This is a genomic window from Alteromonas sp. ABH4_453 (assembly GCF_056160665.1).
Genome location: NZ_JBSWXP010000003.1, coordinates 17,713 through 44,444 on the forward strand (window position 1 = coordinate 17,713; position 26,732 = coordinate 44,444).

The 26,732-nt window shown below is 44.7% G+C and carries 24 protein-coding genes; 9 read left to right on the top strand and 15 right to left on the bottom strand.

The features are described from left to right. Nucleotides 1-14: 14 nt before the first annotated feature. From trpCF to ACXAGV_RS06475, 4 genes are read right to left on the bottom strand one after another with little or no spacing between them, the layout of a single operon-like run. Nucleotides 15-1,424, bottom strand: a complete 1,410-nt coding sequence (gene trpCF, locus ACXAGV_RS06460; protein WP_474872545.1) for a bifunctional indole-3-glycerol-phosphate synthase TrpC/phosphoribosylanthranilate isomerase TrpF — start codon at nt 1,422-1,424, stop codon at nt 15-17. Continuing rightward, the gene (gene trpD, locus ACXAGV_RS06465) at nt 1,417-2,448 is read right to left on the bottom strand and encodes an anthranilate phosphoribosyltransferase (RefSeq protein WP_474872546.1); all 1,032 of its coding nucleotides are present in this window, start codon (nt 2,446-2,448) and stop codon (nt 1,417-1,419) included. The genes trpCF and trpD overlap by 8 nt, the downstream gene beginning before the upstream one ends. After that, the gene (locus ACXAGV_RS06470; protein WP_338853353.1) at nt 2,441-3,073 is read right to left on the bottom strand and encodes an aminodeoxychorismate/anthranilate synthase component II; all 633 of its coding nucleotides are present in this window, start codon (nt 3,071-3,073) and stop codon (nt 2,441-2,443) included. The genes trpD and ACXAGV_RS06470 overlap by 8 nt, the downstream gene beginning before the upstream one ends. Then, on the bottom strand, nt 3,070-4,806 hold the full coding sequence (locus tag ACXAGV_RS06475; RefSeq protein WP_474872547.1) for an anthranilate synthase component 1: 1,737 nt from the start codon (nt 4,804-4,806) through the stop codon (nt 3,070-3,072). Before ACXAGV_RS06475 ends, ACXAGV_RS06470 begins: the two co-directional genes overlap by 4 nt. 278 nt (nt 4,807-5,084) lie before the next feature. On the opposite strand from ACXAGV_RS06475, the gene ACXAGV_RS06480 reads away from it, so the two are divergent. The 6 genes from ACXAGV_RS06480 to dkgB all read left to right on the top strand — a co-directional run bounded on the left by ACXAGV_RS06480 (nt 5,085) and on the right by dkgB (nt 10,427). Next, a complete protein-coding gene (locus ACXAGV_RS06480) occupies nt 5,085-5,942 on the top strand; it encodes a PHP domain-containing protein (RefSeq protein WP_474872548.1) in 858 nt (285 codons plus the stop codon). A 239-nt stretch (nt 5,943-6,181) separates the two neighbouring features. After that, nucleotides 6,182-6,802 (top strand): L-threonylcarbamoyladenylate synthase, encoded by a 621-nt coding sequence (locus tag ACXAGV_RS06485; protein WP_014948946.1) that lies wholly within the window; start codon nt 6,182-6,184, stop codon nt 6,800-6,802. A 224-nt stretch (nt 6,803-7,026) separates the two neighbouring features. Further along, nucleotides 7,027-7,890, top strand: a complete 864-nt coding sequence (locus ACXAGV_RS06490; RefSeq protein ID WP_474872549.1) for a segregation and condensation protein A — start codon at nt 7,027-7,029, stop codon at nt 7,888-7,890. Beyond that, nucleotides 7,877-8,470: an SMC-Scp complex subunit ScpB gene (gene scpB, locus ACXAGV_RS06495; RefSeq protein WP_474872550.1), complete on the top strand. Its 594-nt coding sequence runs from the start codon at nt 7,877-7,879 to the stop codon at nt 8,468-8,470. The genes ACXAGV_RS06490 and scpB overlap by 14 nt, the downstream gene beginning before the upstream one ends. Before the next feature lie 40 nt (nt 8,471-8,510). Further along, nucleotides 8,511-9,407, top strand: coding sequence for a 23S rRNA pseudouridine(2605) synthase RluB (rluB, locus tag ACXAGV_RS06500; RefSeq protein WP_136781075.1), 897 nt, complete (start codon nt 8,511-8,513; stop codon nt 9,405-9,407). 216 nt (nt 9,408-9,623) lie between these two features. After that, the gene (dkgB, locus tag ACXAGV_RS06505; RefSeq protein ID WP_474872551.1) at nt 9,624-10,427 is read left to right on the top strand and encodes a 2,5-didehydrogluconate reductase DkgB; all 804 of its coding nucleotides are present in this window, start codon (nt 9,624-9,626) and stop codon (nt 10,425-10,427) included. Between the two features lie 317 nt (nt 10,428-10,744). On the opposite strand, the gene ACXAGV_RS06510 is transcribed toward dkgB, so the two are convergent. Then, entirely contained in the window at nt 10,745-11,317 is a 573-nt protein-coding gene (locus ACXAGV_RS06510) for a sugar O-acetyltransferase (protein ID WP_474872552.1), read from the bottom strand. Nucleotides 11,318-11,358: 41 nt separating this feature from the next. Next, the gene (locus ACXAGV_RS06515; RefSeq protein ID WP_474872553.1) at nt 11,359-12,030 is read right to left on the bottom strand and encodes a DUF4097 family beta strand repeat-containing protein; all 672 of its coding nucleotides are present in this window, start codon (nt 12,028-12,030) and stop codon (nt 11,359-11,361) included. A 544-nt stretch (nt 12,031-12,574) separates the two neighbouring features. Between ACXAGV_RS06515 and ACXAGV_RS06520 the strand changes: the two genes are divergently transcribed. Both ACXAGV_RS06520 and ACXAGV_RS06525 read left to right on the top strand, forming a co-directional pair. Beyond that, the gene (locus ACXAGV_RS06520; RefSeq protein ID WP_474872554.1) at nt 12,575-13,069 is read left to right on the top strand and encodes an arsenate reductase family protein; all 495 of its coding nucleotides are present in this window, start codon (nt 12,575-12,577) and stop codon (nt 13,067-13,069) included. 12 nt (nt 13,070-13,081) lie between these two features. Then, nucleotides 13,082-14,368 (top strand): DUF445 domain-containing protein, encoded by a 1,287-nt coding sequence (locus tag ACXAGV_RS06525; RefSeq protein ID WP_474872555.1) that lies wholly within the window; start codon nt 13,082-13,084, stop codon nt 14,366-14,368. Nucleotides 14,369-14,488: 120 nt separating this feature from the next. Here ACXAGV_RS06525 and tmpT read toward each other — a convergent pair whose 3' ends face one another. From tmpT to ACXAGV_RS06555, 6 genes are all read right to left on the bottom strand, one after another. Continuing rightward, nucleotides 14,489-15,142, bottom strand: a complete 654-nt coding sequence (gene tmpT / locus ACXAGV_RS06530) for a thiopurine S-methyltransferase (RefSeq protein ID WP_474872556.1) — start codon at nt 15,140-15,142, stop codon at nt 14,489-14,491. Nucleotides 15,143-15,246: 104 nt separating this feature from the next. Further along, nucleotides 15,247-15,603: an outer membrane protein assembly factor BamE gene (locus ACXAGV_RS06535; RefSeq protein WP_012517879.1), complete on the bottom strand. Its 357-nt coding sequence runs from the start codon at nt 15,601-15,603 to the stop codon at nt 15,247-15,249. Between the two features lie 124 nt (nt 15,604-15,727). Beyond that, nucleotides 15,728-17,413 carry a DNA repair protein RecN gene (gene recN / locus ACXAGV_RS06540; protein WP_474872557.1) on the bottom strand — a complete coding sequence of 562 codons (1,686 nt, stop codon included), beginning with the start codon at nt 17,411-17,413 and terminating at the stop codon, nt 15,728-15,730. 415 nt (nt 17,414-17,828) lie between these two features. Continuing rightward, complete coding sequence (gene dps / locus ACXAGV_RS06545) at nt 17,829-18,338, bottom strand: DNA starvation/stationary phase protection protein Dps (RefSeq protein WP_474872558.1); 510 nt, start codon at nt 18,336-18,338, stop codon at nt 17,829-17,831. Between the two features lie 259 nt (nt 18,339-18,597). Continuing rightward, the gene (gene nadK / locus ACXAGV_RS06550) at nt 18,598-19,473 is read right to left on the bottom strand and encodes an NAD(+) kinase (RefSeq protein WP_014948959.1); all 876 of its coding nucleotides are present in this window, start codon (nt 19,471-19,473) and stop codon (nt 18,598-18,600) included. A 90-nt stretch (nt 19,474-19,563) separates the two neighbouring features. Further along, a complete protein-coding gene (locus tag ACXAGV_RS06555; RefSeq protein ID WP_474872912.1) occupies nt 19,564-21,906 on the bottom strand; it encodes a fatty acid cis/trans isomerase in 2,343 nt (780 codons plus the stop codon). A gap of 210 nt (nt 21,907-22,116) precedes the next feature. Between ACXAGV_RS06555 and ACXAGV_RS06560 the strand changes: the two genes are divergently transcribed. Further along, nucleotides 22,117-23,304: an iron-containing alcohol dehydrogenase gene (locus tag ACXAGV_RS06560; RefSeq protein WP_474872559.1), complete on the top strand. Its 1,188-nt coding sequence runs from the start codon at nt 22,117-22,119 to the stop codon at nt 23,302-23,304. Nucleotides 23,305-23,406: 102 nt separating this feature from the next. Here the strand turns inward: ACXAGV_RS06560 and ACXAGV_RS06565 are convergent, their stop codons facing one another. Genes ACXAGV_RS06565 through ACXAGV_RS06575 form a run of 3 tightly spaced genes read right to left on the bottom strand, consistent with a single transcriptional unit; the run spans nt 23,407 to nt 26,655 of the window. Continuing rightward, nucleotides 23,407-24,174: a 3-hydroxybutyrate dehydrogenase gene (locus tag ACXAGV_RS06565; protein WP_474872560.1), complete on the bottom strand. Its 768-nt coding sequence runs from the start codon at nt 24,172-24,174 to the stop codon at nt 23,407-23,409. Continuing rightward, a complete protein-coding gene (locus ACXAGV_RS06570) occupies nt 24,167-25,237 on the bottom strand; it encodes an extracellular catalytic domain type 2 short-chain-length polyhydroxyalkanoate depolymerase (RefSeq protein ID WP_474872561.1) in 1,071 nt (356 codons plus the stop codon). Before ACXAGV_RS06570 ends, ACXAGV_RS06565 begins: the two co-directional genes overlap by 8 nt. Beyond that, on the bottom strand, nt 25,234-26,655 hold the full coding sequence (locus ACXAGV_RS06575; RefSeq protein ID WP_474872562.1) for an E22 family MetX-like putative esterase: 1,422 nt from the start codon (nt 26,653-26,655) through the stop codon (nt 25,234-25,236). The genes ACXAGV_RS06570 and ACXAGV_RS06575 overlap by 4 nt, the downstream gene beginning before the upstream one ends. Between the last annotated feature and the right edge of the window lie 77 nt (nt 26,656-26,732).

Sequence of the window (26,732 nt, forward strand, 5' to 3'; positions counted from 1 at the left end):
GTCCTGTATTTAAATTAGTAACGGCGGCAAATGGCAAAAAGCGCGTCGAGTTTTTCTTCGCTTTTCACGCCGGGTGCGGTTTCTACACCTGAATTAACATCAATAGCACCACTGCCGGTTGCAATAGCATCTGCAACGTTCTGGGCGTTAATACCGCCAGCAAGCACTAACTTATGCTTTGCTTCGATATCGTTTAATAACTGCCAGTTGAAGGCTTCGCCTGTACCGCCTTTTGCATCGCCTACTTGGCAATCCAGAAGAACGCGGCTTACAAGGCTATTTTTTAAGTGTCTGTCCACTGTTTCAGGTAGAGCCTCAGAAGAAGTTGCTTTAACACCTTCGACTTTCCAAATTTCACAACTTTCTGGAAGCTTGGCCGCAAGCGCTGAAATGTAAGCGTCATCTTCGCTACCGTGTAGCTGAACGGCAAACAAATTGAGTGAAGCAGCAAGAGAAGCAACGTCATCAATGTCGTGATTAACGAACACACCAACAAAAGCACCGTCAACGCCTTGCGTTATGGTCAAAGCCTGTGCTTCGCTCACACAGCGTGGCGATTTTTCGGCGAAGATAAGCCCGCCAAAGCCTGCGCCTTTATCAAACGCCATTTGTGCTTGTTCGGGGCTGGTAAGCCCGCACACTTTAACTGCGCCATTCACTAACGTTTTCACAGCGCGCGGTAGGTCAGCCTCGGCCATTAAAGCACTGCCCACCAAAAAGCCTTGGGATACAGGCGCTAAACGAAGCACATCTTGGTGTGTGTAAATGCCCGACTCTGAAATAACCACGTAGTCGTGCGTGGCTTTTTCAAGCATGGGCACAAGGCGTTCGGTGGTCGCTAAATCGGTAGAAAGGTCGCGTAAGTTGCGATTATTGATACCAATGATGTTGGCTTCAAGGGCAATAGCGCGCTCCATCTCTTCTTCATTGCTTACTTCGGTAAGAATGTCTAATGACAGAGCATTGGCAACGCTTGCCAACTCGCGATATTCGTCATCATTTAGCACACTAAGCATTAATAGCACTGCGTCGGCATTATAGTGACGGGCTAGATACACTTGATAGGTATCAACGAAGAAATCTTTGTTAAGCACAGGCTGAGCAACCCGCTCAGTAACATAAGCTAAGTACTCAAATTTACCTTGGAAGTACTTCTCGTCTGTCAGCACAGAAATACCGGCAGCATAAGGCGTGTAAGCCGCTAAGATCTCGTCTAAATCGAAATGCTCTCGAATAAGGCCTTTTGAAGGCGATGCTTTTTTGCATTCGAAGATAAAGCCTGCGTTTGGTTCACTAAGTGCGGCAAATAAACTCTTTTCGGAAGGAACTAGATTCGCCTTGAAGCTTTCTAGCGGCAGTGCTTCTTTGCGTGCGGCCACTTCTTCTCGTTTGTCTGCAACAATTTTCTCAAGCACATTAGCCATTCGTGCTTACCTCCTGAGTAATTTTGGCAACCTTCGTTAATAACTGCATGGGTAACTCTTCGGCCATAGCGTTCATCGCCATTTCAGCCCCTTCTTTGAAAGTTGATGCTTTGCCGGTTACTTTCAACAGTGCCCCGCAGTTCATGGCGATAGCGGCACGGTGCGCCTCTTTGCCTTCGCCGTTTAGCGCTGCTTCAACAAATTGTCTGTTTTCTTCAGGTTCACCGCCCTCAATCGCAGAAAGAGGATAATGAGGTAAACCGAAGTCTTTAGCGGTAACGGTAAGCTTGCGAATATCGCCATGCTCAAGGTCGTAAATCATTGATTCGCCGTGAAGCGCCAGTTCATCCAAGCCATCGCCATGCACTATCATTGCGCGGTGTTGGCCAAGCAGCATAAGGGTTTTTGCGTAAGGTTCAAGCAGTTCAGGAGAGTATACGCCGAAAACGCCATGAGTTGGACCCGCCGGGTTTGCCAGCGGCCCCAGTATATTAAATAAGGTTCTGGTCTTCATCGCAGCGCGCACGGGGGCTGCGTGGCGCATACCGGCGTGATAAACCGGTGCAAAAAGAAATGTGAAATTTGCTTCATCTAAGCACTTGCGGGATGTTTCTGGGCTTATTTCTAAATTAAGACCAAACTGGCGAAATAAATCAGCAGAGCCAGACTTACTCGATACACTGCGATTACCGTGTTTCGCCACCTTCACGCCACAAGATGCGGCAACTACACCGGCTGCACTGGAAATATTAATGGTGTTGTGGCCATCTCCGCCTGTACCAACGATATCTGCAAACTCATAAGACGGTGTGGGAAAGGGCAGTGCATTGGCAACCATGGCACTCGCCGCACCCGCAATTTCGCTGGGAGATTCTTTTTTCATTTTCAGCGCAGTCAGCACTGAAGCAATCATCACCTCGCTTTGCTCACCGTGCATGATGCTGTTAAACAAGCTGTATGCCTCGGTTTGCGACAGTGATTCTCGCAACATAATTTGTTCTAGTAGAGGGCCTGCGTTAAGCATGGTTCGCTCCCTGTAACGTTAAATAGTCAATACTTTGCTTTAACAGCAAACTGCCGTGGGCTGTTAAAATAGATTCTGGGTGAAATTGGAAACCCAACATGCGATCTTCGCTATTGTAAACTGCCATTACGGCCTCACTGCCGTCATCGTTTATTGTAGATGCGCAAACAGTAAGGTTTTCAGGCAATGAATGTGCCACTAAAGAGTGGTAGCGTGCTACATGTAAGGGCTGCTGTAAGCCTTTGAACATAGCGTCTTCAGAATGAGTAATAGCAGAAGACTTGCCGTGCATAACTTGGCTGGCGCGACCTACGGTGCCGCCGTAATGCTCAACAATAGCTTGATGGCCTAAACAAATACCAATTACGGGGAACACACCGTGTACTTTTTTAAGTAGCTCAGGCATACAGCCAGCTTCACTTGGTGCGCCTGGGCCTGGCGACAGCATAAGAAGCACTGGGCCTTTCGTTGCTTGCTCCTGCATTCTTTCAAACAAAGCATCTGCTGAAACCGTGTTGCGATAGACCTTAATGTCTAGGTTTAAGGTGCGCAGTTCGTCCACAAGGTTGTAGGTAAATGAGTCTACATTGTCGAGCAAAAATAGGGTGGTCACTTGCTGATTCATGCGTTGCCTCCTACATTTAATGCAACGTTGATACTTTCAGCTTCTTCTTGTAGCGCTGCTTTTACTGCACCAATTACCGCTTGTGCCTTAGCGCGGGTTTCATCAGCTTCAGCTTGTGGAACCGAGTCATATACTACACCTGCACCCGCTTGAATATAAGCCGTGCCGTTTTTCACAAACGCTGAGCGAATGACTATACAAGTGTCCATATCGCCTTGACCATTCAAGTAGCCAACCGCGCCGCCATAACTGCCGCGGCGTTTTTTCTCTACTTCGCGAATTAACGTCGCTGCGCTTACTTTTGGTGCGCCAACCAGGGTGCCCATGTTCATGCAGGCTTGATAAGCGTGCAGTGGATCTAAGTCGTCACGTAGCTGGCCAACTACGCGCGACACCAAGTGCATCACGTGAGAGTAACGGTCAACTTTTAGCAAGTCTTTCACATAGCGCGTACCTGGGCGACTCACCTTTGCAACATCGTTTCGAGCAAGGTCAACCAGCATAATATGCTCAGACTTTTCTTTGGTGTCTTCGCGAAGGTTAAGCTCAATACGGCTGTCTAAATCTCTGTCGATACTGCCATCAGGGCGCTTGCCACGTGGACGGGTACCGGCAATCGGGTAGATCTCTACCTGATTACTTTCTCTTTCGTATTTCAGCGCTGATTCAGGAGAGGCACCAAATATGCTGAAAGCGGCATCTTGCATGTAAAACATGTAAGGGCTTGGGTTTGATTCTTTAAGTTTAGCGTAAGCAAGTAGTGGCGACGGGCAGGGGAGAGAGAATGTGCGCGAGGGCACAACCTGAAAAATGTCGCCAGCTAAAATGTGCTGTTTTAAGTCCAACACATGGTTGCAAAACTGTTCATCCCTTAAATCAACACTCACTTCAACGCTTGGGTCAAAAGAAGAAAGTGACTGTCCGTTTTCGGTTTCGTTTGAATTTTCTGAGTCGGAAACGAGTGACTGTCCGCTTTGTGCTTCACTTTCTACATCAGCAATCTTTGCTGTATTTGCACCTACTAGCACTGGCTCAGCGGGCATATCGTGAAGCTGCTGATGAATTGCTTCTAAGCGCTGAGCAATGGCAAAGTATTGCTGGGCAACGTCTTGTCCACTAAAAACACTGCCAATTAAATGTGTCTCGCGGGTTTGGTGGTCAACGGTAATTAAGGTCTCTGCCAAGTAAAACACAAAGTCTGGGCAGTCATTTTCACCTTCTGCAACATCGGGTAATTTTTCAAAGCCTGCAAGCATGTCGTAGGCAAATACACCGCCTAAGAAAACCGCGTGGGGATGTTGGCGGATTGGCGTTATCTTATTGATAACAATGCGAAGCGCGTCCATTACGCTTGCGGCCTTCAAGCGGCTGTCTTCGTCAAGTTCACCGTCGGCTTCATCACACACCAACGTAATTGAAGTGTCTGTCCTTTCTTTGATGTGTAGGCCGTCAGGGGCGTGGTCAACAAACAAAGGTAACACTGAAGCGCCGTTGCCTGTCAGTGCTTTCACTTCAACGCGGTTGCCCCGGCATTTCATGCGCAGTGCTGCGTCAACCATTAACAAGCTTTGTAAATCGTCTTTAGAATCAATTTCTGCCGACTCTAAAAGCAGTGCGTTATTTTTATTGCCACAAAGGTGGGCAAACGCGGCAAGTGGATCATCGACATAGTGTCCCACCTGCTCAATTGTCTCTACCTTACCTGGGGAAATCCCCAGTTCCGCTAAACTCATTTTTGCTACTCTCCAACTGCAAAAAGACAAAAAAAAGGCCCGTATAAACGGGCCTTTATGTGTATTCATTCACGCACTACAGTGCACACCGCCCGTTAAGTTAGGGAGTGCCACCACCAAGCTGCAACTGTCATTGCTGTTGAAATATTGTATGAATGCATGAATTACTCGTTGTTTTTCCAAACTTCAATAGGATTTGAAGCGGTTAGTACGTATACTTTGTGTGTATAGAAGAAAACAAATTGCCGTTTGTGTCAACCTAAAATTTGCATAAGACATTGAAAATAGATCTACACAGTCATACAAAATTCTCCGATGGCCACCTAACGCCAGAAGAATTAATCCTTCGCGCGCACACCATGCAGGTGGATGCGCTTGCCGTTACCGACCACGATACCGTAGCCGGTTTGGAAGAAGCACATGCTACCCAATCGAAGCAAAAACGTGCATTAACTATTATTGATGGTGTTGAAATTTCCACCACTTGGCATAGTTTCGATATCCATATCGTTGGTTTAAATGTGGACAGACACTGCCCAACGTTTCTTGAGCGGTTACAAGGTCAAGCACAAACCCGTGAAGCTCGGGCTGAAAAAATTGCCAATAAGCTTGAAAAGTGCGGGTTTGAAGGTGTTTTAGAGCGTGCGAAAGCGCTAGCTGGCGTTGGCCAGGTAACACGAGCCCACTTTGCACGAGTATTGGTAAACAATTACGGTGTACCGAGTATGGACGCCGCGTTTAAAAAGTATTTAGGGAAAGGTAAACGCGCGGCAGTTAAAGCTGAGTGGCCAAGCATTGAAACAGCTATCGAGTGGATCCACGATGCAGGTGGTCAAGCCGTACTGGCTCATCCTGCTCATTATGACATGACAGCAAAATGGCTACGGCGTTTGGTGGCCTTGTTCGAACAAGCCGGTGGCGACGCCATTGAAACTGCATTTCCAGGTATCAATAAAACCAAACAAGAGCTTATTAATGAGCTTGCACAAACTCATCAGCTGTTAGCATCGGCGGGCTCTGATTTTCACTTTCCGTCTCGTTGGACTGAGCTGGGTAAGAACTTAGGCATTAGCAGTAAGCTCACACCCGTATGGCATAATTGGAAACAATTTGAAGGGCAGATGGCTGAGGGCTAGGAAAATCTAATTTGCAACGCTCTCGGTATAAATGGGCAAGTTAAGGCAGATGGTTCACGTACGGTTGATGAGCGCAATAGCTAATTAAAATGCCGAGAGTTGGTTGGTAAAAAGCCCAAAAGCTAATTTAACCAGCGAGTTTTACCAACGAGCTTAACCAGCAAGCTTAATAAGTGGACAGACACTTATCCCGTAGGCAAAGTAGTATCGTTCTGCGCGTTTAAGAAAAGGAAGTAATTATGAGTCAATTTTTCTATGTGCACCCCGACAACCCGCAAAAACGCCTAATTAGTCAGGCTTGTGAGTTAATTCGAGAGGGTGCAGTGGTGGTGTATCCGACAGACTCAGGCTACGCCATAGGTTGCCAAATGGAAGACAAAAAGGCGCTTGAGCAGTTGTGTCGTATTCGTCAAATCGATAAAGATCACAACTTTACCTTAATGTGTCGAGACATGTCTGAGCTATCAATTTACGCAAAGGTAGACAACACGGCGTTCAGACAAATTAAGAACAACACGCCAGGGCGTTACACATTCGTGTTGAAAGCGACCCGCGAAGTACCAAAGCGCTTGCAAAACCCTAAACGTAAAACCATAGGTATTCGCGTGCCCGATAACGCCATTGCACTTGCATTATTGGAAGAGCTGGGCGAGCCGTTGATGTCTACGTCTTTGATTTTGCCAGGCAACACCATGGCTGAATCAGACCCAGATGTCATTCGCGACAACTTAGAAAAGCAAGTAGGGCTTATTATTCACGGTGGTTACATTGGTGAGCAGCCCACTACCGTGGTTGATTTGTCGGAAGACACACCAGTAATTGTGCGACATGGCACGGGCGATCCGTCTCCCTTTGAGTAACTTTCGTTAGGCTGACTTTTTGAAAAGACTGTTTTAAATAGGTTATTTTAAATAGTTTCTTTTGCTTGTTGCAGGTGAAAGTTATAGCAGGAAACCGTAAGCTATGTTGCGAGGGCCTGTAGCGCTTCGATGTACAGCGAAGCACTACAGGCCCTCGCGTGAACGCGTAAATAATAATATCAATAATCGCCGCTTTGTTAGCGCGTAAAAACGGTTGTGGAACTGTGTCAGAGTTTGTTGAAGACAATAATAACGATAATGATGCCTCTGTTGAGAAGGGGCTTGCGACACCTGTTCAGCAGCCGTTGCCACTTGCGTTTATTAATGGTGAAGCGCTCATTGAAAAGCCTGAAGATCTTTTCATTCCCCCCGATGCGCTAGAGGTCATATTAGAAACCTTCGAAGGGCCGCTCGACTTACTGCTTTATCTGATTAGAAAACAAAAGTTTGATATCACTACACTGCCCATCGCTGATGTTACCAAGCAGTATATGGAATATGTGGATGCCATGATGTCGCTAAAATTAGAGTTGGCGGCAGAGTACTTGCTGATGGCAGCCATATTGGCAGAAATTAAGTCCAGGCTTCTATTGCCTAAACGCAGTGACGATTCCGACGAAGAAGAAGACCCTCGAGCAGAGCTTATTCGCCGATTAAAAGAATACGAGCTAGTAAAGCAAGCGGCAGAAGATTTAGATATTCAGCCTAGACTTGAACGGGATATTTTCATCACTCACGTTGAACTAAGTGAGAATGTGGCGCCAATTCGCATTGAGCCCGAAGTGTCTTTAGCTGAAATTGTATTGGCGTTCAGTGCGGCCATGAAACGCGCCGAAGCGTTTGAACACCATACCATTGCAAGGGAAGCACTGAGCACGCGAGAGCGTATGTCGCTCATCTTGTCGTTACTCACAACAACAGAATATACGCCACTTGAACGCCTATTTACGGTTGAAGAAGGTAAGGCTGGCGTAGTGGTTTGCTTCTTAGCAATATTAGAATTAGTAAAAGAACAGCTAATTTTATGCATTCAGGCAGGTCCTTATGCAAAAATTCATGTAAAATTAGGTGCCCATGAAGAAAATTAACACGGCTCAGCTTAAACAATTGGTAGAGGCAGCAATATTTGTTGCTGATAAACCTATTTCAAAGCAGCATTTAAAAGAAACGGTACTCAATGAGTTTACCGTCGCTGATAGAACCTTGAGTAAGGTGATTAACGAACTAAAGTTAGACTATCAGCCAAGAGGCATTCAACTGGTGGAAGTAGCAAGTGGCTATCGCTTTCAATCGTTAGATGCGTTAAGCCCGTGGTTAAGCAAATTGTGGCAGGAAAATGCGCCAAAGTATTCTAGAGCAATGCTCGAAACCTTGGCACTCATTGCCTATCGTCAACCTATAACCCGCGGAGAAATAGAGCAGGTCAGGGGCGTGGCGGTAAGCAGTAATATTATAAAGACACTCACAGAACGAGACTGGGTAAAGGTAGTAGGCCACAAAGAAGTGCCTGGGCGACCAGCGCTTTATGCAACTACCAAAGCCTTCTTAGACTATTTTTCGATGACGTCGTTGAGCGATTTGCCCAATGCTGATGCTTTCGAAAACATGGCTGAAAGCGTTGCGTCAGACTCGCCGCTTAAGGTGTTAAATGAGGCACCGTCCGAATAGACCGTGCGACCGTAAACAAGCAATTAAAGAGTGAAAACCCATGACTGAAAAGTTGCAAAAAGTACTGGCTAACCAAGGGCTAGGCTCGCGACGAGAAATGGAACGTTGGATTGAAGAAGGCCGAGTATCGGTCGATGGCACCAAAGCAACATTAGGAGATAGAGTCGATCACACCGCACAAATTCGTGTTGATGGTCATTTGCTATCTCGTCAAACAGAACAGCCAATTTGCCGTGTGTTGATGTACAACAAACCCGAAGGTGAATTGTGTAGCCGTCACGACCCTGAAGGTCGCGATACGGTATTTGACCGCCTTCCCGCCATTCGATTAGGGCGCTGGATCACTGTTGGTCGTCTAGACATGAACACCAGTGGCCTACTTTTATTCACCAACGATGGTGAATTGGCAAACCGCCTAATGCACCCAAAATGTGAAGTAGAACGCGAGTACGCAGTGCGTGTATTCGGTGAGGTAACGGGCAAAACGCTACATACCCTTCAAAAAGGTGTAGAGCTGGAAGACGGCGAAGCAAAGTTCCTGACAATTTCAGGAGCGCCTACGCCTCAGCATGCTGAAGATGAAAGCATGAACCGTTGGTACAATGTGACGTTGAAAGAAGGGCGTAACCGCGAAGTGCGTCGTCTTTGGGAGTCGCAAGGCGTGCAGGTTAGCCGCTTAATCCGCGTTAAGTACGGCCCAATTGAACTGCAAAAGCGTCTACCGCAAGGTGCGTGGGTAGAACTAGGATTAGAAGACGTGAACGCGCTTCGTAGTCATGTTCAGCTACCGGATGAAACACAAACGATGGTCAACGTGCGTCAAGGTAAACTTGATCACGCTCGCTTAAGTCGTATGCGCCGTTCGGTTAAAAAGCATAAGGTGCGTAAGCAGCAAGGCTTGAACAAACGAGCTGGACGTCCAGGCAAACGTAAATAGTATCTAACGATATCTAAGTGAATACTCAAGGCCGCGAGCAAACGCTTGCGGCTTTTTTTATACCAGTGTTAAACACAAGTTCAATAACAACCAGAGTTGTTTAATTAACCCTATTAATCATTAAGCGCGTTTCGATCTTCTTTTCAAACAGTGGCGTAGGAAATTACGAATCAGCTACGTCAAAGTAGTTAAAGGCACACGGAATAGGAGATTGTTATGAAAGACATGCCTCAACTAGGAATAGGAACGTTTCGTTTAAAAGGTGACGAGGCCCGTGAATCAGTAAGTAAGGCCCTAAAAGTAGGGTTTAGGCATATTGATACCGCACAAATCTATGATAACGAAGCTGAAGTTGGCGATGCTATAAAAACCAGCGGGCTAGATAGGAGCGAGCTATTTATTACCACCAAAGTGTGGCACGAATCCTTGGGCGACGATCACTTTATCCCAAGTGTTCACGAAAGCTTAGAAAAGCTGAAGCTAGAGTATGTAGATTTACTTCTTATTCATTGGCCGTATCCAGGAAATGATATTTCGCTAGAAAGTTACTTAGATAATCTTGCTAAGGCAAAAGAGCTAGGACTCACGCGTCATATAGGGGTATCTAATTTCACTATCGATTTGCTAAAAAAAGCTGAAGAAATTTTAGGTGAAGGCGAAATTTACACCAATCAAATTGAAATTCATCCTTTCATGCAAAACAAAAAAGTTGTGGAAGCTGGCAAGGAAAAAGGTATTAGAGCTACCGCGTATATGCCGTTTGCTGTTGGAAAAGTAATGAAAGACGAAACGCTGTTAAACATTGCTCAAAACCATAACGCTACGCCGGCGCAAGTGGTATTGGCGTGGATGGAGAAACGTCACATTTACGCGATTCCTTCATCAACCAGTGAAGTACACCTAGCGGAGAATTTAGCTTATGGTGGTGTTAAGCTTAGTGAAGAAGAGCTTGTTCTTATTGACGACCTTGATAATGGCGAACGTATTGTTAACCCCGATTTTGCGCCCAGCTGGGATTAAGGCTTAACAAAGCTAGTATTTTGTTAGGGTGTATATAATACGGTGAATAAGGCTAGCGTAAGTTAAGTTTACTAGCCTTGTCTTTTCACGCTGTATCCAACATTTGTTTATGGCCGCTTTATTGGTTACATCCGCGGCCTTTTAACACTTCTTATTTCAACAAATACAATCGATTCAGTGATTAGGGGAGATAGAGAGTTCGTTGAAAAAGGCCTTTTTCATAAAAGCTTTGTTCAAAAAAATGCCGTCTACATAAGCTTAATTTACAAAGCTATCATTTATACAAGCTTCCATTCATAAAGGCACCGGCTAAATCGTTAAACACTTTGAGCGACGGGTTCAATCTCTTTGATTACTTTGGCTGGGTTACCGCCTATGACTAGGTTATCCCCGAAAGATTTGGTTACCACCGTGCCAGAAGCCACAACCACATTATCACCCAATGTCACACCAGGATTTATCACCGCCATTCCACCAATCCAGCAGTTATTACCAAGTGTAATAGGCTTAGCGAACTCTATACCTGTTGCTCTTTGCGCGGGGTCTATGGGGTGGGTGGCTGTGTAAAGCCCTACTTGAGGCGCAATCATACAGTTGTCACCAATGGTTACCTTTGCCGCATCCAAAATGACACAATTGAAATTGGCATAAAAGTTTTCGCCAACGTGGATATTTTCGCCGTAATCGCATTTAAACGAAGACTCGATGTACAGCCTTTTACCTGTGCTGCCAAACAACTGTTTTAGCAATCGAGTACGCTTTTTGTGGTCACTTTGACAAGTTGCATTAAGCTCGTCTAATTGAATACGGCACTGCTTACGCAATGCCGTTAAGGTTTTGTCTGACGGGTAATATAAATCGCCAGCAAGCATTTTTTCATGTTCAGTCATGTATTTACGAAACATTAAGCTTTGTTGTTAAAGCGGCTACGTTACTTTGCACCGCCGTAGCTTACAACGACTTTTTGCTTTAACTCGTCACTTTCAATGTCTAGATTGACAGGGCGGTGCAATATAATGCTACCGTCTACAGTCACTGAAGCACTAATCGACAGGGTAGGTTTGTTGTCTGATTTCTTGCCCCAAGAGCTTTCACTTTCCTTATATACGATATTGCCTAAAACGTGAGAAGAGCCAGACAAAGTAATATCGCCGTTGAGTGTTTTGATGTGTTTTTCAATGGTTGTATCAACGGCTGTTATGTCTCCATTCACTGTTTCAACGCTACCGCCAATTGTACTTTGCGTAGGAAGCGTAACATTTCCATTCACGGTCTCTACACCCTTAAGCACATTGAGGTGTGAAGCTGCACTTACATCGCCATTTACAATGTCGATATTTCGGACAGACACATGGCTACCCATTTCAAGATTGCCGTTAACGATACTGACTTCATCCGCGCCACCATGATCGCTAATTTCCACATTGCCATTAACAGAAGAAATATCGCCAGCGTGCTTCCCTTCAGCTATGTCAATATTGCCTAGAATGGAACTGAAATCGCTGCCTTCTAATGCGCTAGCGTCGCCAACATGGATAACGCAGCCAGTAAGCAAAGAGGCTGAAAGCAACATAGCTGCACTAGCAATAATAGACTTTTTCATATTCTTGTATCCTTGATTGTTTCATAAATACTTAATAACACGCTTTAACGGTTTTGATATCAAACACAAATTTTGTTGTGCATTTATGAAATACATATCACGTATCATGCCACTCTTAAAAAGTATTTAAAATCAGAAGGTTAGTTTAATACGCTAAAGGAAGAGACTGGCTCAATGGTGTAATAACTAATTTTATAGTTTCATCTGCCACCGGATGGCGAATTTGACCATTCTGTACCACATGGCCCTAAGCTCAGAAGGGGACAGACACTCAATGTGAATACATCTTTTTGGTTACAAACTGCTTTTTTGAGTGTGTGTCCAAGAAGTACAGGTAGCTATTTGAGTGTGTGTCCAACGAGTACAGGCAAGGTTTTAGCCTTTGCGAGTGTCTGTCCTCGAATTGTATTTGGTTACAAGCTGCTTTTTTGAGTGTGTGTCCAACGAGTACAGGCGAGGTTTTAGCCTATGCGAGTGTCTGTCCTCGAATTTTAATAGTATGTTGGTATATATGGTTTTTACTTTTTAGTGAGGTTAGGTGGCGATGATAAAGATTTATCACAACCCAGAGTGCGGCACGTCTAGGAATGTACTGGCGGTGATCAAGGCCGCAGGGTATGAGGTGCAGGTTGTTGAGTATTTACGTGTTGGGTGGGAACGTGAACAACTAACTTATTTATTGAATGCAGCTAACCTTAACCCTCGACAAGCGCTTCGCACAACAAAGTCGCCTGCTGCTGAATTAGGGTTACTTGATGAAACAGTGAGTAACGAAATCATCTTTGAATTGATGCTGGAACATCCCGTTTTAGTGAATAGGCCTATTGTTTGCATTCCCAAAGGTGAACACGAAAAAGCAGTTTCTTTACCTCTTGGGATAGTTGAAGGTAATTCCTATTCTGATAACGCGAAAGAAACAGTGAAGTTATGCCGTCCAAGTGAAGCTGTACTGGATATTTTGCCTGTATGGCCACAAGGCCCTTTTGCTAAAGAAGACGGAACACCACTTATAGACCAAGATGGTAAACGAGTAATTTAAACGGAGTAGTTTATGCAGGACAAGTACACGCAATTGAATAAGGCTAAAAGGCTTGCATTGGCCTGTTTGATTTTTGCCGCAAGTGTATTTGTTTTAACAGTTTTACTTCCTAAGTTTTATCCAAACTTGCAAGGAGCATGGTGGTTGGGGCTTATTAAGATGGCTAGTGAGGCGGCGCTCATCGGTGGTCTAGCTGACTGGTTTGCAGTGACGGCATTATTTAAGCCAATTCCAGCGAAGTACCCCATTCCGCACACCAATATCGTGGCTAGTAACAAGTCTGTTATTGCTAATAACCTGTCATTGTTCGTTAAGGAAAAGTTCTTTCATCCTGAAGCAATAGAGAAGCTAATTCGGGACAGCGACCCTGCAAAGGGCGCGGGAAGGTGGTTGTCACAAGATAGAAACGCTACCCGTTTAAGTCGCTTTCTATGCGATGCTTTTGCAGGCGTTCTTCGCGTGCTCGATGACAAGCCTGTGAAAGCGTTTATCGCTAAAACCGCACAGAAGGGAATTAACCAACTTGATCTTAGACAATTGATGGCAACCTCGTTAAGCGCCGTTACGAAAGAGCGCCAGCATCAGGTAGTGCTTGATAGGGTGTTAGGGAAATTGGCCTCACTGCTTGCAGAGCCAGAAACCCAAATCTACATAGCAGATACGTTAGTAGTCTGGCTAAAAACCGAATACAGTCGTATTGAAAAGCTATTGCCGTCTAGTTGGCTAAGCGAGCAGGGGGCACTCATTGCTGTTAAAGCGGTTTCAAGTATTTTGGAAGATGTATACGAAGATGAGCATCACCCCATTCGCCATGCGTTCGATGAGCAAGTACACGAATTTCTTTACGAACTACAGCACAGTCCGTTAATGGAGAAAAAGGTAAACAGCTATCGGGAAAAGATCATCAATGATCCAGCGTTAAACGCGTACGTTCAGCAATCATGGGCAAAGTTTCATCAATGGCTTTTAAGGTCTCTTGAAGAGCAAAATGGTAAAGCAGAAACAAATGCGTCAGGTCTTCTAAAAGATTTGGGCACCACGTTGACGCAAGATAGTGAATTAGCAAAGGCTTTCAATAAGCATATCGGGGAAGCGGCTAAATACATGGCGCCTGAGTTGGCTGAATTTCTAACCCGTCACATACGCGACACCATCAATAGTTGGGATGAACGTGAAATGGCTGAGCAGGTAGAACTAAATATTGGTCGCGACCTTCAAAAAGTTCGCATAAACGGCACGATCGTAGGCGGGTTGATAGGTGCAATATTGTTTGGCATAGAGGCACTGCTTGGCCTCTAGCCATTCATTTAAGCAGCAGGTGTGGGTATGAATAGCTTAAGTGTCTCTGGTAATCAGCGCTAAAACGCAAACAATAAAGCAACCATTTAAACGCTTCGTATTGGCAACGTCTTAAAAAGTCTACTTCGCAGTTAGCGCAAATACCAAATTATCAGCGTCTACTTTGCCTTTCAAACCGCCTTCAAGCAACGAGCGCTCTAACCTTTGAATGTTGTAGTCCGCTGAATAAAGAGCGTCGACGGTTTTTTCGTTTACGCTAAAGGGAGGGCCGGCCATTTCATTCTGGTCATACTCGAAAGAAATGATTAGCTGGGGGGCGCATTGAGTAATGGCCGTTAAATGCGCAGCATATTGCTCGCGAAGCGGGCTAGGCAGCGCGACTAAAGCGGCTCTATCGTAAATGCCCGTAACGTCACCTAAGTCGCTTGATGTAAGTTTAAAGATATCACCTACGTAAATGGTTAAACCGTCTTTAGCGTAAATTTTACCGTTGGAAGTAGTGGTAACGGTAGGCTCTACACCTAGCTCTTCAAACAGCTGTATAATAGCCACTTCGCTCAGTTCAGCACCAACTACTTCACACCCCTTAGAGAGTAACCAACCAATATCACGGGTCTTTCCACATAGTGGCACAAAAATGCGCTTTAAAGATGTGCTAGGGCTATCCTCGCCAACCAGAAAAGACGCATACTTTACTAAAAGTGCATTCCCTTCAGGTTCGTGAAATCCAATCTCGTTCTTTTGCCATTTACTGTGCCAAAAACTATGTTCCATATAAACCTCGAGTAGGTAAGCGATATATCTTTAATAAACAGACGTTTTTATGAAGGGTATTAGAAACAAAAAAGGTAGCGAGAAACGCTACCTTTTAAACAAAATTAGTTATCAAGCGGTGTATTGAAGTCTTCAGATAACTCGAAGTCACCTTCAACCGTTGTCACTTTGTTGTCTACAAAGTTAATCACCATTTGCTTTTGAAAATCTTCACCACGCTTTTTCATACCGCGCTTCATATCGTAAACGTAGTACCAAGTGTCATCGTCGAATGAGTCTTGAACAACAGGGTTACCTAGTACATAAATAACTTGTTCTTTTGTCATTCCAACGCGCAGCTTTTCCACATCTCTTTGATCAAGGAAGTTTCCTTGAGGAACGTCGATTCGATAAATCCAGTTCGAGCAAGCGGTTGATGTTAGTGTGATACCAAGAATTACTAATAGGTGTTGCAACTTCATGCGTTAATTTGTCCAGTATTGCCTTTGTTAGTGTCAATGAACTTCGCTAAAGCGAATTTCGAGACTGTTTTATTGCAAGCGCGAAGGCATGCTACATTGACAACTATGACCAATCAACTGCATTTTAGTTCGATGCTGCGCTTTTAAGCAGTTCTTTTGCATTCGCTAGCGCCGATTTGGTTACTTTATCACCGGCTAACAGTCTTGCAAGCTCATCGATCCTGTCTTGCTTAGTCAGCGCCAACATCTGGGTTTCAGTACTTTCCCCGTCGGTAAGCTTGGTAACAAACAATTGATTATGTGCCTGTGCCGCTACTTGAGGTAGATGGGTAACACACATTACTTGCGATTGTTTACCTAATTTACGTAAAAGCCCGCCAACGATTGATGCTGTTGGGCCGCTAATGCCCGTATCGACTTCATCGAAAATCATAGTAGGGGTAGCGTGATGGCCGCTCGCGATAACCTGAATAGCCAGTCCTATACGAGAAAGTTCACCACCTGATACGACTTTTTCTAATTTGTCTGCATCTTGACCAGGGTTGGTAGACACTTTAAATTCTACGGTATCTAGACCTGTGCTCACCGGCTTCTTAAGTTCGTCGTATTGAATCTGAATATCCACTTTTGCGTGGGGCATATTCATTTGGCGAATTTGCACTTCAATATCTTCGCTTAGCTTACCAGCAGCACGTTGCCTGCTCTCAGAAAGCCCTTTGGTCGCGGTTAAATACGTTGCTCGTGCTTCTTCTACTTCGCCTTCAAGCGTACCTAACAGTGTTTCCTGTTCCGATAAAGCATTGAATTCGGCGGCTAGCTCTTGGTGATGCTGATAAAGTCCTTCTGGCATCACAGTATGTTTACGGGCAAGTTCCATCGCCTTCGCATAGCGCGCCTCAACTTGCTGTAAGCGAAGTGGGTCAATCTCTAAGTGATCGCAGTAGCTACGTAGTTCTCCTGCCGCTTCTTCTACTTGAATTGCTGCATCATTAAGCATTGTAATGATTGGCGTTAAACTAGCGTCGTGCGCCTCTAATTCGCCTAAACGTTCAATACTGCTTTGTATAACTGACAGTGCGTTGCCTTCATCGCTTTCATATAAGTTGTATACGCTGGTCTGTGCTTGCTCTAAAAGGCTTTGCCCGTTACTAAGGCGTTTGTGCTCTATTTCTAACTCCTCAAATTCACCCTCTTCAATGGCGAATTCATCAAGTTCTTGAACCTGATAAGTTAACAGCTGAATTCTGTCTTCGCGCTGCTGGGCTTGTTCTTGAAGCGCCTTTAACGTGCGTTGCTTATCACGCCAAAGAGAGTAGGTTTCTCTAACTTGCACTAATATGTCGTTGTGCTTAGCGTAACCATCAACTAATTCTCTTTGATGGTCTTCTTTCAGCAGCTGTAGGTGAGTATTTTGACCGTGAATGGCCAACAAAAACTGGCCTAAACCTTTTAACTGCTGAAGTGAGGCGGGAATACCGTTGATAAAAGCTTTTGAACGACCTTCTTTAGAAATAACTCTGCGAATAAAGCAGCTATTCTCATCTTCATCTGAGGTGAGCTCATGTTCATCGAGGAAGGCTTTAGCTAATACATTGCCGTTTAAAGAAAAGTGAGCAATGATTTCCGCTTTTGCACTACCTTTTCGCACCGCATTTGCGTCGGCACGCTCGCCTAAGCACAAGCTTAAAGCATCAATAGCAATTGATTTACCTGCACCGGTTTCACCGGTTATAGCAGTTAAGCCGTTTTCCAGTTGAACTGATAATTGTTTTACAACAGCAAAATTAGAAATAGAAAGATGCGCTAACATAACCACACTCGAATAAGTTGAACATGATGATATATACAGTAACTGATAATATATACAGTATTTTTGCTGTGTAAAGTTAAGTCGAGAAAAAATTACGCTAAAATGAAAGAGAATGCTAATAAAGATATTTAAATCAATATCATAAGAGATTCGACTTATGTGGGGTTATGAGTAACCTGCAGAAACGAAACTAATGAGAATGCATGCTTCAAAGAAATTTATACAGTACTAATCTACGTGAAATTTGATAGCTAAAAGCCTGTCTATAAGATGGTGAGTAGTCCAATACGTTGACTGCACTAAAGCTTTTAATAAACCAAGCAGCAAAAAGGAGAGCCTAAGCTCTCCTTTTGAATTCCAACTTTGATTGAATTATAAAGAGCCAAGTGACTATCTAAAATTCAACGATTAAAGCTTATTGCTGTAGCTCACCGCTGCCAGACTCAATGTGTGCGCGTACAAACCACTGAAACTGTTCTAAATCCGCAAGTTGGCCGGTAATCATGTCTTCCGATACTGGGTCAATCTCACCTAAAATTTCTAGTGCTTTTCTATGGTCACCGTTTACACCATCATACACTGCATCCAGCGCTTTAAGGTGGTCAAGTACTAAGCCTTTACCTAATTCATAATCTTTCCAGCTTCGACCTTCAACAATGGCTTTCGGTGTACCTTTAGGTACGCCACCTAACGTGGCAATTCGCTCTGCAATTGTGTCGGTCATGTCGCGTACCGCATCTACCTGCGGATCCAACATCTCATGCACACCGATAAAATTTGGTCCTACTACATTCCAATGAATGTGCTTCAACGTTAATTGTAAATCTAATAGTGCAACCAATCGCTGATCCAATACCTTGATTGTTTTGGCAGCAGCATCGTTATCCATTCCAGGGGCTGTAAATTTGATATTGGTGTTACTCATGATATCTCCTATTGAATGCAAATAAGTCAGCGGGATGCGAAACATCATTTAGGCCAAATAACAAAGACCTTGTGCTGACGACTTGTTGTAATAGGTGCAACAGGTATGCCGAAAACTTATATTTCTATAAGTCTTGGTTTTCGTTAAGGAAATTAGAGAAGATTAAAAAATCTTTATTTTTCAAGCCTGTAGCGATCAAGAAAATGCTACAGGCTTATGTAATAAATGCACATGGGATTAACTAAATGGAACTGGCGCTTTAGTAAAGCTTACTACCCCAACCTAACTTTTTACGAAGTACATTGAAGTAGCTGTAGCCTTTAGGGTGAACAAGATGAAGTTTGTCTACGCTTTTGTTTATTCGAATTTCATCGCCAGGTAGCACCGGCAGAACAATATGGCTATCGCAACTCACTTGTAGCGAGTCACTATTAACCTTTGATACTTTCATCGATACCTGACTGTCAGCATCAACAACGATTGGACGGCTACTTAGTGTGTGTGGAAACATGGGGACTAAAGTTAGCGCATCTAGCTTAGGCATAATAATTGGGCCGCCTGCTGATAAAGAATAAGCCGTTGAACCTGTTGGTGTGGCTACTATTAATCCGTCGCTGCGCTGACTGAATACAAATTGCTCATCGATGTAAATTTCAAATTCCATCATATGGGCAACTTTTCCGTGGTGAAGCACCACTTCGTTTACAGCAGAGTTGTTACTTTTAAGCTTTTCATGTCGATAAACTTCTACTTCAAGTAAGAAGCGCTCTTCAACCACGCACTCACCGTTAAAGATAAGGTCAAGTTGTTGAACAATATCATCGGGGTGGATATCAGTTAAAAAGCCGAGGTTTCCGCGGTTTACACCGACAACGTGAATGTCAAAGCGAGCAAGCACACGTGCTGCACCAAGCATGCTGCCGTCACCGCCTACCACAACGGCAAGGTCAGCCTCTTTGCCAATAGTGACAAGATTACAGCTTTTGAAGTTTTCGGTTTCAAGCTCTTCAGCAATACTTTCCTCAACCAATAATTTACAGCCTTTTGCCAATAAATATTCGGCAAGAATGTTCAGGCTGTCGTGGGTTGCAGCGTGCTGAGGTTTTCCAATTAAAGCAACGGTTTGATAGGGCATGGAATGCTAATGTCCTTTCATTTCCAATGGTTGGACATTAGCACAGGTTTTTTGCAAAAGAAAAGCGTAAAACGGCACACAGCGCAAGGTTTAGCGATCTTCTAACCGATTATAGTCGAGAAGACCGCCTTCAATAGTATAGTGCTCGCTAGACCATTGCATTAATTTATCACTAAACGCCCAAAAGTTAGGGTTGGTTCGGCGCATGCCAACATCGTCGAGCAGGGCTTTGTAATCGGCTTCGCTTTTAATGGATTTAAGCTTCTCAATCGAAGACGTTATCTCTGAGGCATTGATATACCAGAATGCGTCAGGGTAACTGCCCAACAAACCATGAACTAGCGTGATTGAATCTTTAGAAGGCTCCCGGTTTTCCTCTTCTTCAAATAGGCTATTTACATTGTAATGCGCGCTATTTCTAAGGGCAGTGAATACATCAATGTTGTCTGGTTTTTTGTCGTCTTGAATCACAATCATTGTAGTTTCAGGCATCAAGGTCGCTTGTTGAGCAGGAAGTGAATCTAAGCGCTCTAATGCTTCGAACTGTTCAGCTGATAGCAAACGTTTATTGTAGGTTGAGGCGTTCGGTTGAACCTTAGCCAAGTATTGCGATAACAATTGATAAAGTTCTTGTTGAGGATTATCTGTTTCGAACGCTATGCCAGAAGGTTGTTCGAAACTGTTGATATCACCTTCCAAATAATCGGTAAGTTCAGGGCTTGCGTTTTGATACCAATCGTCGAGAAGGTCATGGCGGGTAGTTGGAGGAAGTAGATTAAGGAAGTTCGATTCACCTTCCATGCGCAAGAAATCCATGTACAAACGGGTCAATAACTGATGGCCATAATTGCCGTAAACATCAAAGCCAGCCACAAGCAAATAGTGAATGCGCTCTAACAAGGCATAGTCAATCACCCATGCTGTTTTAGTGGGCTGGCCAATCATCCCTTTAACAACTGTGGCATTATCGAAATGACGAAATACGGTCAAGCTGGCATTCGTGTTGTTGCCGTCGCCATCCCAAATACTCGGAATGTTTAGGTGTTCACCGTCTTCGAACTCACTATTTAAAAAGGTGGTTCTTGCACGCATATATTCGCCTTGGCGCTTTGCGTATTTTACCCAATTTACCGCAAGGGCTGAGCTATCTTTTTCAGCGGGAAGGTGAAGGTTTTCTTTTTGAGAAGCGTAAAAAGCATTCACTTTTTTGGATGCTGCAATGTCTGGGTCGACAAAGAACACCCAGAATCGATCGTTAATGACGTTAAGCGCGACTTGTCCTCTGCACACGGGTCCTTTGATATAACCCATGATAGTGTTTTGCGCGCGCTCAAGCATAAATCGATAACGACTTTTTACTGGCAATAAGGTAAAGGCCGTTAATGGGTTGGCCGCCACCTGGGGTTTGTATGATGGCAATGTTTCTACAGAAAAATCTGCGTCGACAAACCACGATTGCCATTTATTCATCAGTGTTTTATTAATGGCGTAAGCTTGATGTGTTTTACTCACGATAGTTGAGTGCACTGGCTGCAGACGATAGTAAACGCGCTCGACCTCTGGATCGTCGAAGGGTCTGCGAGTAGCGATAATATCTAACGTTTGTCCGGGTGGTGTACGCGAGCGCACTAGATTAAAAAACTGAGGCGTTTTACCTTTTTCTGAAATATTTTCGAAATAGAGGTGAGACGTAAACAAGTGTTCGTAAATATAACGTGCGGAAAGCTGCATCTTGTTGCTATCGCCATTTAGCCATGCTTCTAAGTCAGATACTTTCTCATTCAGTTCTTGTGAGAGCTTTTTGGGCGAAGGTAACGGCGCACCATGGTTTAACCACTGAACAAGCGTAGTATGTTCAGAATCCGATAGCGCTGGCAGGGCGTATGGCATGCCTCCCAAGGGCTGGTCAGCTATATATTCGCCCATTTCATCTATCGTAGGGCATTGGTTTTGTCGGTTTAAGCTTATATCGAAACCATCACCTAAATGAGCGGTATTGGGTAAAGGGTGCTGTTTTTTTAGCAAAAGCATTTGCGCTAGCACCGAAGATTGGGTCGGCGAAGCGTTAGGTTTTTCTTTCGATTCGAGCACGTCGAAAAAGCCACGCTCTCGCCATGCGTCTACGTTGTGGGCGTCGAGAAACATTCTATTGGGTTGGGCAGCGGTGAGTCGTGTCCCTTCATAGATTTTTTCTTTGTTAGCACCTCTGGCTATACCTTCTGGAGATGACATCTTTAGTTGGCATGGCGCATCGTAACAGGCGTGGCAGACAACACAGCGTTGCGTTAGTACTGGGTTTACTTGTGTGTCAAAGAAATTGTCGGGCAAATTCTCCATGGCGGGCATGACGTTGTTTGATGAAAGTAAAGGAGCGTCAGGTTTCGGCCATTGCCATATCGCTATAGCGATAATTGCTATAAGCAACGAAATCATACCGAGTTTCTTCATAATCGTAGTCCACAGAAAAGTTCTAATCAGTTTACCACTGATTTCACGTACGGTGATGTTAATAATTAACCATTAACTCTTGGCAATGGAAACAACCACGCATTTGTATGTATTTGGAGGAAAGCTGGAGAGGTAGTGGGGTGGTAACATTATTTTTACATTGTCATTGCTTTAGGCGTTGCACTAGGTATGCTGATGAAAAGAATTCGCAGCGAGGGAAACATGTCTCATCAAATTATTCTGCCAAGAGTGATGCACATAGGGAAAGGGGCGAGTCAGCGGGTTGCTGAAACGCTAAAAGGACTCAACTGCCATAAACCTTTACTGGTTACCGATAAAGTTATGGTTGAGTTGGGATATAGTGCTGCCATAGTGCAAGTGCTGGAAGAAGCAGGAATAAGCGCCAATGTGTTTTCAGATACGGTGCCAGAGCCCACGGTGAGGTCTATTTATCGCGGTGTGGATGCGTTCAAAACCCACGCTTATGACAGCATCATTGCTTTAGGTGGTGGAAGCCCCATCGATAGCGCAAAAGCCATCGCTATTTTGGGTAAGTACGGCGGCGAAATGCGAGACTACAAATTCCCCCGGGTTGTAGATGAAGCGGGGCTGCCGATCATTGCTATTCCCACAACAGCGGGAACGGGCTCAGAAGCAACGCGATTTACCATTATCACCGATGAAGATACCACGGAAAAAATGTTGTGTGTTGGTTTAGGGTTTATGCCAACTGCAGCCTTGGTCGATTATTCATTAACGCAAAGTTTGCCTGCCCGCGTGACAGCCGATACAGGCATTGATGCGCTTACTCACGCTATTGAAGCGTTTGTTAGCCGCAAAGCCAATCTTTACAGTGATGCACAGGCGTTATCAGCCATGGCGTTAATTGCGCCTAATCTACGCACTGTATTTGCAGACCCAACAAATGAAACGGCGAGAGAATCAATGATGCTGGGCTCAACGCTCGCGGGCATTGCTTTTTCAAACGCCTCAGTGGCTCTTGTTCATGGAATGAGTCGACCCATTGGCGCTGCTTTTCATGTGCCTCACGGCTTGTCTAACGCCATGTTGTTGCCCGCGGTTACCGCCTTTTCTATTCCAAGTGCGTCAGTGCGTTATGCACAATGTGCTCGCGCTATGGGTGTTGCTACGCAAGGTGACTCAGATGAAGTAGCGAATCAAAAGCTTATCAATGAGTTAAAAGCACTTAATGCCGATTTACAGGTGCCTACGCCTGCCGACTTCGGTATTGATAAAGAGACATTTTTTACAGCGACGTCAACAATGGCAGAACAAGCTTTGGCGTCAGGTTCTCCCGGTAATAATCCACGCATCCCTACCATTGAAGAAATGGTTGCCATTTATGTATCTCTTTGGGAATAACGCTTTTGCGAAAACATTAAACGAAAAAAGACTGCTTATTGCAGTCTTTTTTATGTGAATAGAAATATTGTGTATAAAGCTAAGCGTTAAATAGTTTGCGGTTTATCGTGCCGTCCAGCCCCCATCAAGTATCATAGTTTGCCCTGTTATATTGCGAGCACTGGGCGACATTAAGAAGCTTGCGGTATCTGCAAGTTCTTCAACACTAACAAATTGCTTTTTAGGCATGGGTTCTAACATTATTTTTGTTATTACCTCTTCCTCGGTAAGGTTATTTTCTTTTGCCTGTGCTGCAATTTGTTTCTCCACCAATGGTGTTTTTACATAGGCGGGGCAAAGGGTATTGATAGTTACATCGCAGTCCCCCGTTTCAAGCGCGATAGTTTTTGCGAACCCTAACAGCCCATGCTTCGCCGCTACATAAGCAGACTTATAGGGCGAGGCTACCAACGAGTGAATAGATCCTACATTGATAATGCGCCCGTAATTTTGCTTACGCATGGCAGGTAAAAACGCTTGGGTTAAAAGAGCAGGGCCAACAAGCATGATATTTATGAGCTGCTGCCACTTATCTGCAGGGAAGTCCTCGATGCGTGAAACGTGCTGAATACCAGCATTGTTTATAAGCACATCAACGGTATGTTTCCCTAGTACCTCAGGTAGCGCTGCGACTTGTTCTGCATTGCATACGTCTACCGCTACTGCGCTGGCCGATCCGTCTAAATGCGCAAGCCTGGTTACAGCCTCTTTTGCTGCCTGTTCGTTTATGTCGGCGATGATCACATGGTGCCCTTGTTTCATCATTGACTCAGCAATGCCAAAGCCAATGCCGCTTGCTCCACCCGTGATAAATATTGTGCGCTTAGTCATTGTTACTTCCGTTGGATTTATTTAGTGAAGGTGCACTATTTAATGAAAACAGCAGCTGTTTTACTGCGTTTATTTGTGCGCCGTTCCTGTTGGCGTAATCGCCAGAGGCATAGCCCCACCAATCCCAACAGCCTTGTGGATTTAACGGCATGAATAACGACTTCTTAGTTTGCGGATAAAGCACAACAATATTGTTGTCATCAGCCCATTCATTAAGCCCTGTTTGGGTAGTGTAGGCATCGCCAACGGCATCGGCATACTGGTTACAGCCGTGGAAACTAAGATGGGCTCTGCATGGCTCGCCTTGTGCACAGCTTTCAGGCACATACACAAAGCCTTCACTTGCTAATGTTTTTGCATCGCCACCCGCTATTTTTTGCTGATCAATTGAATGAATTTGCCCTGACAGTGACTCGTCGGGTGTCGAAACATCTTCAACGAGATGAGAGAGCATGGCACCTGCTGCATCGTAATCACAGTTTCCAATGAAGGGGCTCTCTGATTTCATGCAGTTAACCCCATTGTTTTTGGTGGGAAAGAGGTGTGCCATGGGTTTGTCATTGATATAGGCAATATTTTGTGTGTCTGTCCACAATTTGTATTGCTCAAATAATAAATCGCTCACTGGTGCAATCACTCTGGTGTCTTGCGTACCGTGAAAAAGCCAGACTTTTGCGTCTTTCATATTGGAAAGCGACGCAATTTTTCCTTCAGTTTCATACTGTTTGGCTTTTTCATTCAGCGCTTCAAGGTTAATTTCTCCCTCTACCTTGTTCACGCACTGTGCCAGGGCAGTGGTTATATCACCTTGTGCACAGAAATACGGGCCACCAGCAATAACGCCAACGCCTTTTACCCAGTCGCTGTGTGCTAATTGAAATTGTGTTGCCATGTAACCGCCTGACGATAAGCCAGATACGGTAACGTTCTTTAAATCAATGGTGAGTGAAGGGAGCGCGTCTTGCGCAGATGACTCGTTACCGAATACCGGTACGCTAACGGCAAGTGCGCTTAATACAGACAGACAAAGCGCGTGGCGTAAAAAGGAGGTAGATTTTATCATTGCATTGCAGCCTTATCATTTTCTAAAAATTGGCGAATAGCCTGAGCTTGAGCGGATACATTGGTCACGCCTTCTAAGTGACCTAATTTGCCATTTAGCGTAACCAATGTGCTGTCGTTATTCATTGCAGTTAAACCTTGGTGTGCACTTTGCGATAAGTAGGGCATAAGTAGCAAATCAGTTTGGGCTGGAATAAACAGCGTTTTCGCCTTTATCGACGCCAGCCCTTGCTCAAGATTACCTTGATGCCCAGCAACGAAGAGCTGGCAAGCTCGAACCAAGTATAAAAGGTGGTTTGCGTCCATGGATTTTGCCCGGGTCTTTGCTCGCTCACGCAGCCAGTTCACAATACTGTGTGATTGACGTATGTCATTAAGCGGCGCCGACTCAACATTTTTATACCCTAACGTGTTGCCGGTTTGGTTAAAGAAGGAAGGGGTAAGGGCATTTTGTGTAATTAACATGAGCGAGGCAGCTAAGCCATTAAGGGGCGCTTGCTCTTTGGAATAAGCGCCGTTGTTCCAGTTTTTATCTAGAGTGATTGGCGTTGCCCAGTGTTCCAATGCCGCGGTAGTCCATGCATCGCTTTGACCTGCGCCGATAACTGAAATCATACGTTCAACCCAGTCTGGGTAAGCGCTCGCCCAATCGATAGCCTGCATAGAGCCCATAGAAGGCCCAATAACCGCATACAGTTTGCTAATACCTAAACTTTCAAGAAGTGCTTTTTGAACATTAACAAAGTCACGTATTGTCACGACGGGAAAGTCTAAGCCATAGGGTTTGCCTGTATCTGGATTTATTGACGCAGGACCGGTTGTAATAACGTGCGGGTCGTAAGCATTTAGATTGGCCAGCGTATCAACACTTATTACATAAAAGCGGTCTGTATCAATCGCTTTTCCAGGGCCGATTATACTATCCCAATACCCTGGCGCTGAATCGTTATCATCGTACTTTCCAGCTGCGTGGGAAGATCCAGAAAAATAGTGGGTAATCAGTATAACGTTACTCTTAGCATCATTTAGTGTTCCGTACGCCTCCCAGCCAACTTTTACGTTTTTAATTTGTTTACCACCAAAGGTTGTGAAATGAGGCATTTCAAAAACGCGTTTTTTTACCATCAGCGAAGCGCTTGGCAAGGAAGCAACGGGCTCAGAAGTAGGTGCTTTTGAAGAACTGAGCAATGGCGATGTATCGTCGGATTCGCCAGCAATGCCCTGGCAATGTACCGTCAACATTAGCGTGGCAAATAATCCTACCAATGAGCGCTGTTTTTTAACTAAAAACACCTCAACCAAATTTGCTAATGCTAACGGTTTCTGCACTCGTTGGGAGCCCGGCTGTTTCAATAGCTTATTGGTGCCTTTGCTCTTACTCCACACTAACGTGGAAGTAAGCGTCTTTTTCCAATTCATACTTTCTTGTCCTTTTCTCAGACCGCATTTTTAAATGGCAATGTTTTGCTTGAGTGACTTATATATCGTGCGGCCTT